This is a genomic window from Pseudomonas protegens (genome assembly GCF_003732485.1).
In the GTDB taxonomy this organism is placed as follows: Bacteria; Pseudomonadota; Gammaproteobacteria; order Pseudomonadales; family Pseudomonadaceae; genus Aquipseudomonas; species Aquipseudomonas protegens_B.
Window position 1 is genome coordinate 299261 of the sequence record NZ_MOAK01000086.1, and the last position, 15335, is coordinate 314595.

15 protein-coding genes are annotated in these 15335 nt (G+C 60.8%); 8 read left to right on the top strand and 7 right to left on the bottom strand.

The features are described 5' to 3' along the window. Positions 1-803: 803 nt before the first annotated feature. Positions 804-1583 (bottom strand): peroxide stress protein YaaA, encoded by a 780-nt coding sequence (gene yaaA / locus BLX41_RS28340; RefSeq protein WP_102861246.1) that lies wholly within the window; start codon positions 1581-1583, stop codon positions 804-806. A 160-nt stretch (positions 1584-1743) separates the two neighbouring features. Between yaaA and BLX41_RS28345 the strand changes: the two genes are divergently transcribed. From BLX41_RS28345 to BLX41_RS28355, 3 genes are all read left to right on the top strand, one after another. After that, a complete protein-coding gene (locus BLX41_RS28345) occupies positions 1744-2868 on the top strand; it encodes a polysaccharide deacetylase family protein (protein ID WP_123727555.1) in 1125 nt (374 codons plus the stop codon). Positions 2869-3214: 346 nt separating this feature from the next. Continuing rightward, the gene (locus BLX41_RS28350) at positions 3215-4609 is read left to right on the top strand and encodes a PhoH family protein (RefSeq protein WP_123727556.1); all 1395 of its coding nucleotides are present in this window, start codon (positions 3215-3217) and stop codon (positions 4607-4609) included. A gap of 116 nt (positions 4610-4725) precedes the next feature. Beyond that, positions 4726-5643, top strand: coding sequence for a LysR family transcriptional regulator (locus BLX41_RS28355; RefSeq protein ID WP_123727557.1), 918 nt, complete (start codon positions 4726-4728; stop codon positions 5641-5643). Between the two features lie 9 nt (positions 5644-5652). Here the strand turns inward: BLX41_RS28355 and BLX41_RS28360 are convergent, their stop codons facing one another. Continuing rightward, positions 5653-6099 carry a DMT family transporter gene (locus BLX41_RS28360; RefSeq protein WP_123727558.1) on the bottom strand — a complete coding sequence of 149 codons (447 nt, stop codon included), beginning with the start codon at positions 6097-6099 and terminating at the stop codon, positions 5653-5655. A gap of 190 nt (positions 6100-6289) precedes the next feature. Between BLX41_RS28360 and moaC the strand changes: the two genes are divergently transcribed. The 4 genes from moaC to BLX41_RS28380 all read left to right on the top strand — a co-directional run bounded on the left by moaC (position 6290) and on the right by BLX41_RS28380 (position 8435). Continuing rightward, positions 6290-6763, top strand: coding sequence for a cyclic pyranopterin monophosphate synthase MoaC (moaC, locus tag BLX41_RS28365; protein ID WP_123727559.1), 474 nt, complete (start codon positions 6290-6292; stop codon positions 6761-6763). Beyond that, positions 6760-7002 (top strand): MoaD/ThiS family protein, encoded by a 243-nt coding sequence (locus BLX41_RS28370; protein ID WP_103740995.1) that lies wholly within the window; start codon positions 6760-6762, stop codon positions 7000-7002. Before moaC ends, BLX41_RS28370 begins: the two co-directional genes overlap by 4 nt. A gap of 1 nt (position 7003) precedes the next feature. Next, positions 7004-7456, top strand: coding sequence for a molybdopterin synthase catalytic subunit MoaE (gene moaE / locus BLX41_RS28375; RefSeq protein WP_123727560.1), 453 nt, complete (start codon positions 7004-7006; stop codon positions 7454-7456). 202 nt (positions 7457-7658) lie between these two features. Beyond that, on the top strand, positions 7659-8435 hold the full coding sequence (locus BLX41_RS28380) for an ABC transporter substrate-binding protein (protein ID WP_123727561.1): 777 nt from the start codon (positions 7659-7661) through the stop codon (positions 8433-8435). A gap of 94 nt (positions 8436-8529) precedes the next feature. Here BLX41_RS28380 and BLX41_RS28385 read toward each other — a convergent pair whose 3' ends face one another. The 5 genes from BLX41_RS28385 to BLX41_RS28405 form a co-directional block, all read right to left on the bottom strand. Continuing rightward, entirely contained in the window at positions 8530-9159 is a 630-nt protein-coding gene (locus BLX41_RS28385) for a helix-turn-helix transcriptional regulator (protein WP_123727562.1), read from the bottom strand. Positions 9160-9249: 90 nt separating this feature from the next. Next, on the bottom strand, positions 9250-10377 hold the full coding sequence (locus tag BLX41_RS28390; RefSeq protein WP_123727563.1) for an NAD(P)/FAD-dependent oxidoreductase: 1128 nt from the start codon (positions 10375-10377) through the stop codon (positions 9250-9252). A 34-nt stretch (positions 10378-10411) separates the two neighbouring features. Continuing rightward, positions 10412-11365: an ornithine cyclodeaminase family protein gene (locus tag BLX41_RS28395; protein WP_123727564.1), complete on the bottom strand. Its 954-nt coding sequence runs from the start codon at positions 11363-11365 to the stop codon at positions 10412-10414. A 123-nt stretch (positions 11366-11488) separates the two neighbouring features. Further along, positions 11489-12985: an ATP-dependent RNA helicase RhlB gene (rhlB, locus tag BLX41_RS28400; RefSeq protein ID WP_123727565.1), complete on the bottom strand. Its 1497-nt coding sequence runs from the start codon at positions 12983-12985 to the stop codon at positions 11489-11491. Between the two features lie 97 nt (positions 12986-13082). After that, a complete protein-coding gene (locus BLX41_RS28405) occupies positions 13083-13739 on the bottom strand; it encodes an alpha/beta hydrolase (RefSeq protein ID WP_123727566.1) in 657 nt (218 codons plus the stop codon). Between the two features lie 475 nt (positions 13740-14214). Here BLX41_RS28405 and BLX41_RS28410 point away from each other — a divergent pair, with 475 nt between their 5' ends. Next, positions 14215-15243, top strand: coding sequence for an amino acid ABC transporter substrate-binding protein (locus BLX41_RS28410; RefSeq protein ID WP_041116089.1), 1029 nt, complete (start codon positions 14215-14217; stop codon positions 15241-15243). Positions 15244-15335: the final 92 nt, after the last annotated feature.

Here is a 15335-nt window from a genome sequence, read left to right on the forward strand (position 1 = left end):
CTCTGTGTTATTCACGCCATTAGATGGCCGGAGTTAATGTTTGCCAGCTGTTGTTGCGCACTCGGAAGTACAACAAAGTACGTTGTAGTGCCGTGTGCAGGCAGACTAAGTTCCGAGTGACTAAATAAATGCACTCAAGTTGTGCGCAACCGATCCATGTTGTTTTGACTTGCCCTTGAATGTTGCCGGCGGCTCCTGCTACAGGTTTCTCGAGAAAAACCATTCGATGTCCTTCGAATGGCTGGAGGCCATGTGTTCAGGGCTTTCCAGTTGATTTCTGCGGTCCTTGAAGGCCAGCTGTTCCTTGGCTCGTTAGGGGAAAGTTGAGGTGCCTTATCTCCTGTTGTTAACCCTTTAGTTCAAGTTTGTGACTCATTGGTCAAACCCGTGTCGGAACTTGATTGGTTTACCGAGCCTGCGTAAGTCATCTCTTACAACCTCGTTGAGAATCGTTACCGGTGGTATGAGCGGTGTCTGAAGGCATAGTTCCTGCCCGCTCATCCTGTTTTTAGAAATTTCTTGAAATATTGAGAAAGATGGCACTGCTCTCAAATTGATAGCACTTAAGGTTTGAGCCTTTAGTTATGGGGAGTTGAAGCGCGGGGATACTTTTGTGCCACTACCTAATAAAAAAAGTGGTGCCACTACTGAAAAAAATCACTGCTGTCGAGTGAAAGAAAAGTTATAGAAATAGATGAAAGTTCTATGACGCCAAAAAAATGGCTTTATAAAGGCGGGGAATGTGCAGGTGATCACATTCTGGCGCGCTCGCCGGATGGAAGCGAGCGCGGCAGGGGAACGCTTTATTCCGGTGCGTGGTCGCGCAGGAACACCAGGTTGTCGGCTTTGGACTGCTCCGCGCTGAAGCGGTAGCCCTGGACGTCGAATTGCTTGAGTTGTGCTGGATCGTTGATGCGTTCCTGGATGACGAAACGGCTCATCAGGCCCCGGGCCTTCTTGGCATAGAAGCTGATGATCTTGTACTGGCCGTTCTTCAGGTCCTTGAACTCGGTGTTGATGATCCGCGCGTTCAGGGCTGTGCGTTTGACTGCCGAGAAGTACTCGTTGGAGGCCAGGTTGAGCAACAGGTCGTCGCCTTGATCGGCCAGGGCCTCGTTCAGCCATTCACTGATGCGCGTGCCCCAGAAGGCATACAGGTCCTTGCCCCGGGCGTTGGCCAGCTTGGTGCCCATTTCCAGGCGATAGGGCTGCATCAGGTCCAGGGGGCGCAGCAGGCCGTAGAGGCCGGACAGCATGCGCAGGTGTTGCTGGGCGTAATCGAAGTCCGCTTCGCTCAAGGATTCGGCGTTGAGCCCGGTGTAGACGTCGCCCTTGAAGGCCAGCAGCGCCTGCTTGGCGTTGTCCGGAGTGAAGGCCGGGGTCCAGCTGCCGAAGCGCGCGGCGTTGAGCCCGCCGATCTTGTCGGATACGTGCATCAACTCGCTGATCTGCGCCGGGCTCAGTTCCCGCAGTTGCTGGATCAGTTCCTGGGAGTGGTCGAGGTATTGCGGCTGGGTAAAGCGCGGGGTGACCGGCGGCGTCTCGTAATCGAGGGTCTTGGCGGGTGAAATCACCATCAGCATGAGTCGTCTCCTTTTAGCGTCGGGGGATTCTAGGGGCTCGGGCGTTCGGACTCCACCTATCAAGGCGATAGCTGACGCGTGGCGGATGCCGGGTGAATGCCTTCGCTGTGTGGCATATCGGCTATAGTGCCGCGCGGGTTTTGTTCTGGAGGCGTCTCTTTTGCGTATCGCGTTTTTCTTCTCGGCCTGGCTTCTGAGTCTCAGTGTGCTGGCGGCGCCCAATGATGTGGCGACCCTGGATCGCAGCACCTGGCCGGAAAAGCTCGACAATCCGACCCTGTTCGACGTCGCCTCGCGGGCCGAGATCCTGACCTTTGCCCGCGCCTTGCTGGTCAGCGAGGCCTGGGACGAGGCGTCCCTGAAGCAGCGCCTGGGCTTGCGCATGATCAACATGGAGGCGATCTCTGAGCTGCGCGAGCATCTCTGGAAACGCCTGCTGGACAACTACAACTTCGCCCAGCAGAGCTGCGACCAGGACGCTTCGTTCTGCTACCTGGTGGAAAACATGCAGCAACTGCGCAAGCAGGCCGGCAAGTTCCACTTGGCAGAGGATTCCTACTACGCCCGTTGGGGCGAGCCGAGCCGGACCTTCCATGAGCAGTACCTGGACGAATTGCTGCGCAAGGCGGCGCTGGCCCCCCAGACCAGCAGCGAGGTGCTGCGCTACGGCGACTACGAGCGCAACGGTGACGAACTCAACGACCGGCTGTTTCTGCTGACCTTCGACAGCGCCGCCAACCTGGCACCGGACAACACGCCCTGGCTGACCAACTACCTGCGCAAGGCCAATCTCAGCGGTACGTTCTTTGTCCTGGGCAACGATATCCAGAACCGCCTCGACAAGGCTTCGGTGGCCAGCCTGCAATCCCTGTACTCCAGGCAGTGCGTTGGCGTGCAAGGCTGGGAGTTCCGCTCCCACAGTCACTGGCAGGATTGGCAGTACTCGATCCAGCGCAGCGCCGATCTGGTGAAGAGCAAGCTGCCGGAAAACTACGTGCCCTTGTTCCGCCCGCCCTTTGGCCAGCGTCGTGCCGATGCCCAGGATTTCTTCAATGCCCAGGGCATGCAGGTAGCGTTGTGGGACATCGACGCCCAGGATGGCGCCGGCAAGCTCAAGGCCGAGGACAGTGGCCAGCGGGTGCTGACCTTGATGTTGCTGTGGCGACGCGGGGTGATTGCCTTCAATGCCAAGCAAGACGGGGTCAAGAGCAGTTTGCCCTGGCTGCTGGCGCAGACCGCACAAAGTGGCATCGGTTGGGAGGATTGTCAGGACGCGTTTCGCTGAAACGACCAAGTGCCCGGAAACACGGGGTGTGGGCCGTAAAGGGGGCGAATTTCAGCGGGATTTCGAGGCAGGCGGACTTCCGACTTTAACGGTGACCGGGCGGTGCGCCAAGGGCTTTTCGTCACCCTGAAAAATAAACATCAAAAAAGCGTCAAAGTGCGTTTTCCTGTCACGGTTTTTGGAGTATTACGAACCTAGACCGCCGAAACCTGCGACACAGGTGGCGTCTCCCAAGACTCCTTGTGTGTGCAGCTCACCTGAACCCCTGCGGGTGAATTCGGTGGTCATTCGAGGCGCGATACCCCATGGTATTGCGTCGACTGGCTCCCACATAAGGTGACCGAGTATGGATGACCACGGACGTAGCTCTTCTTCCAACCAGCCAATCCTTTATGTACTCGATACCAATGTATTGATTCACGATCCCAACGCCTTACTGAATTTCGAAGAACACCACGTCGCCATCCCCATGACCGTCCTCGAAGAGCTGGACAAGCTCAAGAGCGGGCACCACAGCGTTGCCGCCGAATGCCGCCAGGCGATCCGCCTGATCGACAAGACCCTGGGCGAGGCTTCCCCCGAGGACGTCGAGCTGGGGGTTCCGATCCAGCGCGGCAAGAGCGGGCCCAAGGGCTTGCTGTCGATTCTGATGAGCAAGCGCAACGAGCCCAACAGCCTGTTGCCGGACAACCTCAACGACAACATCATCATCAACCAGTTGATCGACCTGCACGCGCGCAACAAGGACTTGCCCGTGGTGCTGGTGACCAAAGACATCAACATGCGCCTCAAGGCGCGGGCCTGCGGGATCGCCGCCGAGGACTACAGCACCGACCAGCTGGTGGACGACGTGTCCCTGCTGCCCAATGGTTTCCACAACATGAGCGGCTCGTTCTGGGACCGCGTAAGCAAGGTGGAAACCCGTCAGGACCACGGCCGCACCTGGCACCAGGTGCAGTTGATCGACAACCTGCCGGCGGTGCATATCAATGAATTCATCATCGACGAACAGGGCTTTGTCGGCTGGATCAAGGAGATCCGCGCCGATGTGCTGCTGATCCTCGATCTGCATCAGGAACCCCTGTTGCACCAGGAAGCCTGGGGCCTGAAACCGCGAGACATCTACCAGGGGCTGGCGCTGTACGCGTTGCTCGACCCGGACATTCACCTGGTCAACCTGTCCGGCGCCGCCGGTTCCGGCAAGACCATCCTGGCCCTGGCTGCTGCCATCGAGCAGACCATGGTCAGCAAGCGCTACCGGCGCATCATCGCCACCCGCAGCGTGCAGGGGCTGGACCAGGAGATCGGCTTCCTGCCGGGCACCGAGGCGGAGAAGATGGAGCCTTGGCTGGGTGCCATTACCGACAACCTCGAAGCCTTGCATATGGATGACGAGAACACCCATGGCAGCGTCGACTACATCCTCAGCAAGGTGCCGTTGCAGTTCAAATCCCTGAACTACATCCGCGGTCGCAGCTTCCAGCAGAGCCTGATCCTGATCGACGAATGCCAGAACCTCACCCCGCACCAGATGAAAACCATCATCACCCGTGCCGGCGCCGGTTCCAAAGTGGTGTGCCTGGGCAACCTGGCACAGATCGACACCCCTTACCTGTCGGCCACCAGCTCGGGGCTGACCTACCTCACCGAACGCTTCAAGGACTTCCCCAACGGCGTGCACATCACCCTGCAAGGGGTGCCGCGCTCGATCCTGGCGGAGTACGCGGAAAGCCATCTGTAACTTCAATTCCTTCCAGCACGGGCGGCCTTCGGGTCGCCCGTTTTGCATTGGGCTTGCGGCACTGGGTTATTCTGCGGCTCCCCGGCGCCGAGCGCCTCCCAGTTGGAAAACACCGGATGACCCGCGTTTCCCTGCGTAATATCGATCTGAATCTGTTGGTGGTGCTCGATGCCTTGCTGACGGAAAAGCACGTGACCCGCACCGGCGAGCGCCTGCACCTGAGCCAGCCGGCTATCAGTCATTCCCTGGGCAAGCTGCGGGTGCTACTGGATGATCCGTTGCTGATCCGCCAGGGCAACGATGTCCTGCTCAGTCCCCTGGCCCGCAGCCTGCAAGCGCCCCTCAAGGACATCCTCAGTCAGATCGAAACCCTGTTCGGCAAGTCCCTCGACTTTGATCCGGCCAGTTCCCAGCGGATCTTTCACTTGGCGATGTCGGATTACGGCGCGGCGATCGTGCTCCCCAGGTTGCTGGTGCGCCTGCGTGGCGAGGCGCCCTTGATGCGCCTGGTGGTGACCCAGGGCAGCCGCCACGAGATGTTCGAGCAGATCACCCTGGGCAAGATCGACCTGGCCCTGGGGGTGTTTCCCAGCCCTTCGGATGAGATCGTCAAGGAGGTGCTGTTCGAGGAAACCTTTTCCTGCCTGGTGGACCGCGCCACCCTTGAGGGTGACGGCGGCCTGGACCTGACGGCCTATCTGCAGCGTCCCCATCTGCAGGTGTCGATGGACGGCTGTTTCAATGGTGAAGTCGATCACCGCCTGGGGGAGGAGGGACTGCAGCGGCAGATCGCGGTCAGCGTGCCCCACTGGGGCATCGCGCCGGGGATGATCCGTGGCACCGATCTGATTCTTACCGTGGCCAGCCGCACCCTGGACGAGATCCCGCTGCAGGAAGGGCTGTTGCGGCTGCCCCCGCCCTTGAACATTGCGCCCTTCAAGTTCGTGCAGATCTGGCATTCGCGTTTCAGCGATGACCCGGCCCATCGCTGGTTGCGTGAACAGGTCAAGCTGGCCAGCGAGGCCAAGGCCTGAAATGGCGCCTCAGCCTCGGGTGGTGATGACGAAACCGCCGATCACCACCAGCACGCCAATGAGTTTCTGCAGGCTGATGTCTTTGCGTGGCAGGCCCACCAGCCCGAAGTAGTCGATGATCAGCGAGATCAGCAACTGGCCGATGATCACCGCCATGATGAAGTTCAGCGCCCCCAGGCGTGGCGCCATCAACAGCGCCACGGTGATGTAGAGCACTCCGGCCATGCCGCCCATCCAGATCCACCAGGGGCCTTGCAGCGCGGCCATCAGATTGGGTTTGGGCACTTTGATGAACAGCAGCAGGACCCCCAGCACCAGCAGGCTGACCAGCAAGGAAACGCCGGTGGCCCACAATGGATGCCCCAGCAGGGTGCCCAGGCGGGCGTTGGTCCCGGCCTGGAGGGGCACGGCGAAACCGGCGAGCAGGCTGAGCAGGATCGAAACGAACAAGGCCATGAAGCGACTTCCTTTTGTGTTTTTTTGCGCTGTTGTACGTTTATCCGCAGTCGGGCTCCAATTCGTTGTTTTGATGCGGGTTATTCGCCAGGCTGATTGCCGGTTGGCGCTGCCGGGCGCCGGGCAGATGCCCCGTGCGAAAAACTGACCCGCAGGTTTACAATCGGCCCACCTGATCAGGAGTAACACCGTGCTGACTCATCTCGATTCCCAAGGTCGCGCCAATATGGTCGACGTCACCGATAAGGCTGTGACCTTCCGCGAGGCAGTGGCCGAAGCCCGGGTGCGCATGCTCCCGCAAACCCTGCAAATGATCGTCAGTGGCGGTCACCCCAAGGGCGACGTGTTCGCCGTGGCGCGCATCGCCGGAATCCAGGCGGCGAAGAAAACCAGTGACCTGATTCCCCTGTGCCATCCGTTGATGCTCACCAGCGTCAAGGTCGAGCTCAGTGCCGAAGGCGAGGACAGCGTGCGCATCGTGGCGCGTTGCAAGCTGTCGGGGCAGACCGGGGTGGAAATGGAGGCGTTGACCGCCGCCAGCGTCGCCGCGCTGACAATCTATGACATGTGCAAGGCCGTGGATCGCGGCATGATCATCGAAGGCGTGCGGGTGCTGGAGAAGAGCGGTGGCAAGAGCGGCGATTACCGGGTGGCTGACGCATGAGGATCTCGGTGAAGTTTTTTGCCCGCTACCGTGAGGCGCTGGGGCTCGATGGCGTGCTTGTCGAAGGCGACTTTGCCTGTGTCGACGATGTGCGCCAGGCGCTGTTGTCCCGTGATGGGGCTGCGGTGCTCGCTGAACAGAACCTGATGTGTGCCCGCAACGAAGAGCTGTGCCAGCTGGACGAACCCTTGGCGGACGGCGATGAAGTGGCGTTCTTTCCCACAGTGACCGGAGGCTGAGATGGCGATCCGTGTGCAATCCGCGGCCTTCGATCCGGGGGCTGAAGTCAACGCCATGCACGCCGCCGATACCGGGGTTGGCGCAGTGGTGAGCTTTGTCGGTTACGTGCGCGACTTCAATGACGGCCAGGACGTGCACGGCATGTTCCTGGAGCACTACCCGGGCATGACCGAAAAGGCCCTGGGCAAGATTGCCGACGAGGCCCGGCAGCGCTGGCCGCTGTTGCAACTGGAGGTGCTGCACCGCATCGGCGCCCTGGAGCCGGGAGAGCCCATCGTCTTCGTCGGCGCGGCCAGTGCCCATCGCCAGGCGGCTTTTGATGCTTGTGCCTTTGTCATGGACTATCTCAAGACCCGTGCACCGTTCTGGAAAAAGGAAAACACCGCCGACGGTCCGCGCTGGGTAGAAGGTCGCGACAGCGACCATGCGGCGGCCGCGCGCTGGAAAGACTGAGCCCCTGAGGCTCGCGACCTGCAACCCATTCTTGAATGACGGTGTATTTCCCCAGTGGCCATTGGGGAAATGCGCCTGTTCGCGCCGTTGACGATGTGTACGTAAAAGTCCAGTATGGATTTACAAGTACAATTACAGCGTCCCCCGTTTCACCCCTTCCTTCTGTCTTGCCAAACCAACAACAAACCGCGAGAGAACGAACATGAAAAAACTCCCCCTCATCAGTGGCCTGGCCTTGAGCCTGTTGGCGTGCAGCAGCCTGATGGCTGCCGAGAAAACCTTGCGCCTGGGCATCGAGGCGGCGTATCCGCCGTTCGCCTTCAAGACTGCCGACGGCAAGATTGGTGGCTTCGACTACGACATCGGCAATGCCTTGTGCGCGCAGATGCAGGTCAAGTGCGAGTGGATCGAGGGTGAGTTCGACGGCCTGATTCCCTCGCTGAAGGTGAAGAAGATCGATGCCGCGTTGTCCTCCATGACCATCACCGCGGAACGGCGTAAATCCGTGGATTTCACCCACAAGTACTATTTCACTTCATCGCGCCTGGTGATGAAGAAGGGCGCGGTGGTGGACGACCAGTACGCCAGCCTCAAGGGCAAGACCGTGGGCGTGCAGCGCTCCACCACCACCGATCGCTTCGCTACCGAAGTCTTCGAGCCCAAGGGCATCAAGGTGGTGCGCTACAGCAACAACGAAGAGATCTACATGGACCTGGCGGCCGGGCGTCTGGACGCGATTTTCGCCGACACCATTCCCCTGGAGGATTTCCTGTCGATGCCGCGGGGCGCCGACTACGCCTTTGTCGGGCCTGAGTTGAAAGATCCGAAATACGTCGGCGAGGGCGCCGGGATTGCGGTGCGCAAGGGCAACAGTGAACTGGTGGGCGAGCTGAACAAGGCCATCGATGATATTCGCGCCAAGGGTGAATATCAGAAGATCCAGGCCAAGTACTTCAAGTCGGATATTTATGGGGATTGAGACATTGTGGCGTTCTTGAGGACGCCTTCGCGAGCGAGCTCGCTCCTACTGGTGTTGTGCAATTGCGTGTAGGAGCGAGCTTGCTCGCGAACCTTTATTGTCCCTTCAATTCCTTCAGGTGCTTGTACACCGTCGCCCGCCCCATGTTCAGCACGTTGGCCACATAGTTGGAGGCGCTCTTGCCCTTGAAGGCGCCTTCGGCGTGCAGGGCCAGTACCAGTTCGCGCTTGTGTTCGCGGGTCAGCAGGTTCAGGCCCAGCTGGCGCTCGCGCAGCCAGTTGTGCAGGAAAGTGTTGATGCGTTCCTGCCAGTCGTCGCGAAACAGTGAGTCGGGCTGGGGAATCAGTTTGCTGGGTGAGAGAAACAGGTCCAGCGCGGCCTTGGCATTTTCGAACAGCGAGATATTCAGGTTGATGCACAGCACGGCCAGTGGCTGGCCGTGACTGTCGCGCAGCACGCTGCTGAGGCTGCGGATTTTCTGTCCGTCCCAGTTGAGCTTTTCATAGGGTCCGATGTTGCGTTCGTCGCGGTCGCCACTGAGCAGGTCTTCCAGGGCCGCATCGTCGCCCACTTCGCGCTTGGACAGATTGTTGGCGATGTAGTCGATTTTCTGCGTGCGCAGGTCGTGGAGCACCACCTCGGCATGGGGGAAGAACAGCGTGGCAATGGCGTCGGCAATCGCCCGGAAATTGTCCAGGGCAGGGTCCTTTGCGGGTGAGGTCATGGGTCGTACTCCAGGCGGCTTCAGCGCCCGCCGTCAGCGGGCGCTGGGAGTGTGCCGCAATCGTTCGGGCGCGTCACCCCGAGGGCGGGTTCAACCGAGGCGGGCAGGGGAGAGCATGGCGGACTCCAGCCCGAAGCGGGCCAGCTGTTCCGGCAGGGGTTGGCCACGCACCAGGGCGGCGCTGGCCTGGCCCATGGCCGGAGACGTCTGGATGCCATAGCCGCCTTGTCCGGCGACCCAGAACAGCCCGGGCACCTGTGGATCGAAACCGGCCAGCAAGTCGCCATCGCTGACGAAACTGCGCAGGCCGGCCCAGGTCCGGGTCGGACGACGAATGCTCAGGGTGGTGGCTTCTTCGATCTGGTAGATGCCCAGGGCAATGTCCAGCTCTTCGGGCTGCACATCATGGGGCTGTACCGGGTCGGCGTTGGCCGGCGAGCCGAGGAACATGCCGGCGTCGGGCTTCATGTAGAAGGATTCGTCCAGGCTCACCAGCATGGGCCAGCGGTGGCTATCGACCCCTTCCGGGCCGGCGAAGATAAAGGCCGCCCGGCGCTTGGGTTGCAGGCCCAGGGGGCGGGCACCGGCCATCGCGCCGATCTGATCGGCCCAGGCTCCGGCTGCGTTGATCAGCACCGGCGCGCTGAAGCCCTGGCCGCTGGTTTGGACCTGCCACAGCCCTTGTTCATCACGGTGCAGCCCCAGCACTTCATGGTCGGTATAGACCTGGCCCTGATGGCGGCGGATGCCCCGCAGGTAGCCCTGATGCAGGGCGTCGGTGTCGATGTCGCTGGCACTGGGGTCGTAGAGGGCGCCATGGACCTTTTCGCGACGCAGGATCGGCAGACGAGCGCAGGCTTCGTCGGCGCTCAGCAGTTGCATCTCCGGCACCGTGGCCTTGGCGCTCAGGTACTGGTTGTTCAGTTCGGCCGGATCGCCGGTGAAGTCCACGGTCATTTCCCCTCGTGGCGTCAGCAGCGGGTGGTCGCAGAAACCCTCCGGCGGATGGTCGAAAAAGTCCCGGCTGGCCAGGGTCAGGGCCCGCACCTGGGCGGTGCCATAGGCGGCGGTGTAGAGCGCGGCAGAGCGGCCGGTGGAGTGATAGGCCGGGTGAGACTCGCGCTCCAGCACGATGACGCGGCCGTGGCGCGACAGCCAGAAACCGGTGGAGGCCCCGGCGATACCGCCGCCGATGATGATGAAGTCTGCCTGGATCATTCAAAGCTCCTGGAAAAGTGCAGGTGACGGGCCCTTAGTGCGGCTGCCGCAGGTGGTACAGGGCATTGGCCAGGGCGATGTCTTCCAGGCCCAGGCCGATGGAGCGGAAGAACACATGGCGTTCGGCACTGGGGCGTTGAGCCTGGTTGCTCAGCAGTTCCGGCAGGTCGCCGAGAATTGCCGCGCTGTCCCAGCCGTGCTGTTCGCCGGCAATCAGCATCTCGCCGGCCGAGCCCGGGGTGGTACGGCGATAGTCACAATAGACCTGCATCTGCTGCAGTGCGGCGGGCGGCACTTCATGGGCCCGCGGTGCATTGGTGCTGATGGAGGTGATCAGCGCCGGCTTGCTGAGGGTGCGTGGGTCTATGACCGGTCCGGCGGACGAGGTGCAGAGCATGATCACGTCGGCATCTTCGACAGCCTCTTCAAGCTGCTGGACGATTTGCAGGCGCGGATCGAGGGCCGTGAGGCGCGCAAGCTCTTCGGCGGATTTGCTGGCCAGGCTTGGGGAGTAGAGACGGATGCTCTGCCATGGGCGCAGGTCTTTCACATAGTGCAGATGAGCCTGGGCCACGGCGCCGCTGCCGATGATTGCCAGGTGCCGGGACTCGGGCGTGGCCAGTGCATCGACGGCGACCGCCGTGGTGGCGGCGGTGCGTGCGGTGGTCAGTTCGGCGGCGTCGCACAGCAGCAGGGGCTGGCCGCTGTCCATGGACATCAGCAGGGTCCAGGCAGTGACCAGCGGGCCTTCGGCGCGAACGATGTAGGGCGAGGTCTTGACCCCGTAGACCCGATCTTCAGCCAGCACGCCCAGGTAGTTGATGAAGTCGCCGGCGCCCTGGGGGAACTCCACTAACTGCTGCGCCGGCTGCACGGCGTGTCCGGCGGCCAGGTCGCGAAACAGTTTGCGCAGGATCTGCGGGACGTCGATTTGCGCGAGCAACTGGCGGGCTTCGGTCTGGGCAATCAGGTAGGGCGTGCTGGGCATGTAGGCGTTCCCAAAGAATTAAACTTATTTGTCCATTATGGACTTTTAGTTTCTGTGGGCAATATCCAGGCAAAAAAAAACGCAGCCTGTGGTCGGGCTGCGTTTTTCAAGGCTCACCTGCTATCAGGCTTGCGGACGTTTGCGCTCCACCGGGCGCAGCAGTTCTGCAGGCGGCATCTCGCAGCTGATCTTGCGCCCCAGCAGGGCTTCGATCGACGGCAGTTGGTAAGAGTCGTCTTCGCCGGCGAAGCTGATGGACACGCCGTCGGCCCCGGCACGACCGGTACGGCCGATGCGGTGCACGTAGTCGTCCGGCACTTCCGGCAGGGTGAAGTTGATCACGTGGCTGATGCCGTCGATGTGAATGCCGCGACCGGCCACGTCGGTGGCCACCAGGACCCGGATCTTGCCTTCGCGGAAGCCTTCCAGGGTCTTGATCCGCTTATGCTGCGGTACGTCGCCGGACAGCTGGGCGGCGTTCACGCCGTCGCGAACCAGGCGTTCTTCGATGCGCCGTACTTCATCCTTGCGGTTGGCGAAGACCATGACCCGTTCCCAGCCGTTGTCGGTGACCAGGTTGTACAGCAGCTTGTACTTGTCGGCCCCGGCGACCGCATAAATGTGCTGTTCGACGTTTTCGCTGGCGACGTTTTCGGACTCGATCTCGACGATGGACGGGTCGGTGGTCCACTGCTTGGCCAGGTTCATCACGTCTTCGGTGAAGGTGGCGGAGAACAGCAGGGTCTGACGTTCGCTCTTGGGCGGGGTCTGACGAATGATCTGACGCACTTGCGGGATGAAGCCCATGTCGAGCATGCGGTCGGCTTCGTCCAGCACCATCACTTCGACCATGTCCAGGTGCACGTCACCGCGCTGGTTGAAGTCCAGCAGGCGGCCCGGGGTGGCTACCAGGATGTCGCAGTGGCGAGCTTCCAGGTGCTTGAGCTGCTTGTCGAAATCCATGCCGCCGACGAAGGTCATGACGTTGAGGCCGGTGTATTTGGTCAGGGCCGCGGCGTCCTTGGCGATCTGCACCACCAGTTCCCGGGTCGGGGCAATGATCAGCGCCCGTGGTTCGCCCATGTAGCGTTCTTTCGGCGGCGGGGTCTGCAGCAACTGGGTGATGATCGAGATCAGGAACGCGGCGGTCTTGCCGGTGCCGGTCTGGGCCCGGCCGATGGCGTCCTTGCCCGCCAGGGTGAAGCCCAGTACCTGGGCCTGGATCGGCGTGCAGTAGGGAAAACCCAGGTCCTGGATGGCGTGCATCAGTTCCGGAGCGAGCTTGAAGTCGTGGAAACGGGTCTTGCCTTCCTGGGGTTCCACCACGAAGTCTTCGAGTTTCCAGGTGCTGACCGCTGGTTTCGGCGTCCGCGGGCGGCGCGGTTGCTCAGGTTTGGGTTGCTCGGCCTTGGGCTTCTCTTGGCGCGGCGCTGTGGGAGCGGAAGGGGCGGCCGGTGTGTTCACCGGTTCTTTTTTAGCTGCGGTAGCGGGTGCGCTCCGTTCCGGCTGACGGCCGTCATTACGGCTGCTGGAACTGGGGGAAGGGGCACTGGGGCTTGGCGCGAGCGGCTCAGCCTCGCTTTTACCGAAGATTTTCTTGAGTGCTTTGAGCACGGTCATCTCATCAATTGGTTAAGGAATGTACGCCGGCCAGTGTAATGCAAGAAACGGGCGCGGCGTAGTCTGTTGCTCGTGGTCCTGGCGCGAGGCGTTTTTTCTAGCGCAAACGCTCGCTCAGCCAGGTGCCGATATCGCGGATTTCCTCCGGTAACACCTCGTGTCCCATTGGGTATTCCTGCCATGTCACGGTGACACCATGCTGTTTCAGGTACTCGTAGGCGGTGCGGCCCATGGCGTTCTGCACCACTTCGTCGTACTGGCCGTGCAGGGACAGCACCGGAATCCGCTGTTGGCTGGCGCAAAGTTGCAGCTCATCGCTGAAGGTCGGGGCGTAGGTGGAGAGGGCAAGTACGCCACCCAAGGGACCCTGCCATTTGAGGAAGGCGGTGTGCAGTACCACGGCGCCACCCTGAGAGAAACCCGCCAGGAAAATTCGCGATGCGTCTATCCCGCTGGTGCGTTGTTCTTCGATCAGTCTGATGACCTCATCAGATGATTCATCAAGCTGCTCGCGACTGATCGCGCGAGCCGGGTTCATGGCCAAAATGTCGTACCAGCTGGGCATGGCGTACCCGCCATTGATGGTCACGGCACGGGTCGGTGCCTGGGGCAGGACGAAGCGGGTGCTCAAGAGTTTTTCCTGCAGCATCTCGGCCACCGGCAGGAAGTCGTAACGGTCCGCTCCCAGGCCATGAAGCCAGATCACACAGGCGTCTGCGGGCTTGCTGGGTTGAAGAATCAAGGGCTCGGTCATGGCTGCTCCATATATGTGCGTGCGCGCTGATTGAGTGCGAGGTTAAGGGGCGCGCCCGGTTGATCGGTGAAGAAGATGTCGCACGGTTGAACGTTTTGCTATTGACCACTGGCTGAAACGCTTTAGCCGAAACTGTGGTACGGGCTTTGCTATGGCTCGGAAAGAGGAGCGGATGTGATAGCACGCTCTGCCGGCGGTAACACTAACAGGCTACCGCGGGCGATGGCATACCCAGCTCCTCTGATACAGGTTCACCTACGGCCGCTACGGGCTCTGTGAACTGCAAAGGGCTACAGCCCGTTCGGCCGATTGGTGAGAGGTAGGTCCCCCATTACGTGGATTTCTCCTACTAGACTCATAGCGAAGGTCTTACGCCGCTTGACCCCATAAAAAAGCCGACACGGGTCAACAGCGCCTCATGAGGGTGCGGCAGGACTCAAGCTCCGACACAACAAGAGCAAAACTGGAGGTTTGAATGAAGATGTTGAAATCCACCCTGGCCGTCGTTACGGCGGCTACGGTACTGGCTACAAGCGGTTTCGCACAGGCGGGTGCGACCCTCGATGCAGTACAGAAGAAAGGTTTCGTACAGTGCGGCGTCAGCGATGGTCTGCCGGGGTTCTCGGTACCGGACGCTACCGGCAAGATTCTCGGCATCGACGCCGATGTCTGCCGTGCCGTGGCCGCAGCCGTATTCGGCGATGCGACCAAGGTCAAGTTCAGCCAGTTGAACGCCAAGGAGCGCTTCACTGCGCTGCAATCCGGCGAGATCGACGTGCTGTCGCGCAATACCACCTGGACCAGCTCCCGCGATGCGGGCATGGGCCTGATGTTCGCCGGCGTTACTTATTACGACGGCATCGGCTTTCTGGTGAACAACAAGCTGGGTGTGAAAAGTGCCAAGGAGCTGGACGGTGCGACTATCTGTATTCAAGCCGGTACTACCACTGAGCTGAACGTGTCGGACTACTTCCGCGGCAATGGTCTGAAATACACCCCGATCACCTTCGACACCTCCGATGAGAGTGCCAAGTCCCTGGAGTCCGGTCGTTGCGACGTGCTGACCTCCGACAAGTCCCAGCTCTACGCACAGCGCAGCAAGCTGGCGACTCCGACCGATTATGTCGTACTGCCGGAAACCATCTCCAAGGAGCCTTTGGGCCCGGTGGTGCGTAAAGGCGACGAAGAGTGGTTCAGCATCGTCAAGTGGACCCTGTTCGCCATGCTCAACGCCGAAGAGGCGGGCGTCACCTCGAAGAACGTTGAAGCTGAAGCCAAGTCCACCAAGAACCCTGATGTAGCACGTCTGCTGGGCGCGGACGGTGAATACGGCAAAGACCTGAAACTGCCGAAGGACTGGGTCGTACAGATCGTCAAGCAAGTAGGTAACTACGGTGAAGTGTTCGAGAAAAACCTCGGCAAGAGCACGCCACTGGCTATCGACCGCGGCCTGAACGCGCTGTGGAACAACGGCGGCATCCAATACGCACCACCTGTGCGCTGATGGTTCTATCACCCGGCGGGCCAACCGCCGGGTGATGTTCTGTTCCATTATTCCTGGGGCACTTCATGCAAAATACAATCGGCGCACCCAAG

What these genes read in the sequence shown, in the direction of transcription:
- yaaA (WP_102861246.1), bottom strand. Translation starts at nt 1,583, where the DNA reads ATGCTGATGGTGATTTCACCCGCCAAGACCCTCGATTACGAGACGCCG.
- BLX41_RS28350 (WP_123727556.1), top strand. Translation starts at nt 3,215, where the DNA reads ATGGATGACCACGGACGTAGCTCTTCTTCCAACCAGCCAATCCTTTAT.
- BLX41_RS28355 (WP_123727557.1), top strand. Translation starts at nt 4,726, where the DNA reads ATGACCCGCGTTTCCCTGCGTAATATCGATCTGAATCTGTTGGTGGTG.
- BLX41_RS28360 (WP_123727558.1), bottom strand. Translation starts at nt 6,099, where the DNA reads ATGGCCTTGTTCGTTTCGATCCTGCTCAGCCTGCTCGCCGGTTTCGCC.
- BLX41_RS28370 (WP_103740995.1), top strand. Translation starts at nt 6,760, where the DNA reads ATGAGGATCTCGGTGAAGTTTTTTGCCCGCTACCGTGAGGCGCTGGGG.
- moaE (WP_123727560.1), top strand. Translation starts at nt 7,004, where the DNA reads ATGGCGATCCGTGTGCAATCCGCGGCCTTCGATCCGGGGGCTGAAGTC.
- BLX41_RS28380 (WP_123727561.1), top strand. Translation starts at nt 7,659, where the DNA reads ATGAAAAAACTCCCCCTCATCAGTGGCCTGGCCTTGAGCCTGTTGGCG.
- BLX41_RS28385 (WP_123727562.1), bottom strand. Translation starts at nt 9,159, where the DNA reads ATGACCTCACCCGCAAAGGACCCTGCCCTGGACAATTTCCGGGCGATT.
- BLX41_RS28390 (WP_123727563.1), bottom strand. Translation starts at nt 10,377, where the DNA reads ATGATCCAGGCAGACTTCATCATCATCGGCGGCGGTATCGCCGGGGCC.
- BLX41_RS28395 (WP_123727564.1), bottom strand. Translation starts at nt 11,365, where the DNA reads ATGCCCAGCACGCCCTACCTGATTGCCCAGACCGAAGCCCGCCAGTTG.
- rhlB (WP_123727565.1), bottom strand. Translation starts at nt 12,985, where the DNA reads ATGACCGTGCTCAAAGCACTCAAGAAAATCTTCGGTAAAAGCGAGGCT.
- BLX41_RS28405 (WP_123727566.1), bottom strand. Translation starts at nt 13,739, where the DNA reads ATGACCGAGCCCTTGATTCTTCAACCCAGCAAGCCCGCAGACGCCTGT.
- BLX41_RS28410 (WP_041116089.1), top strand. Translation starts at nt 14,215, where the DNA reads ATGAAGATGTTGAAATCCACCCTGGCCGTCGTTACGGCGGCTACGGTA.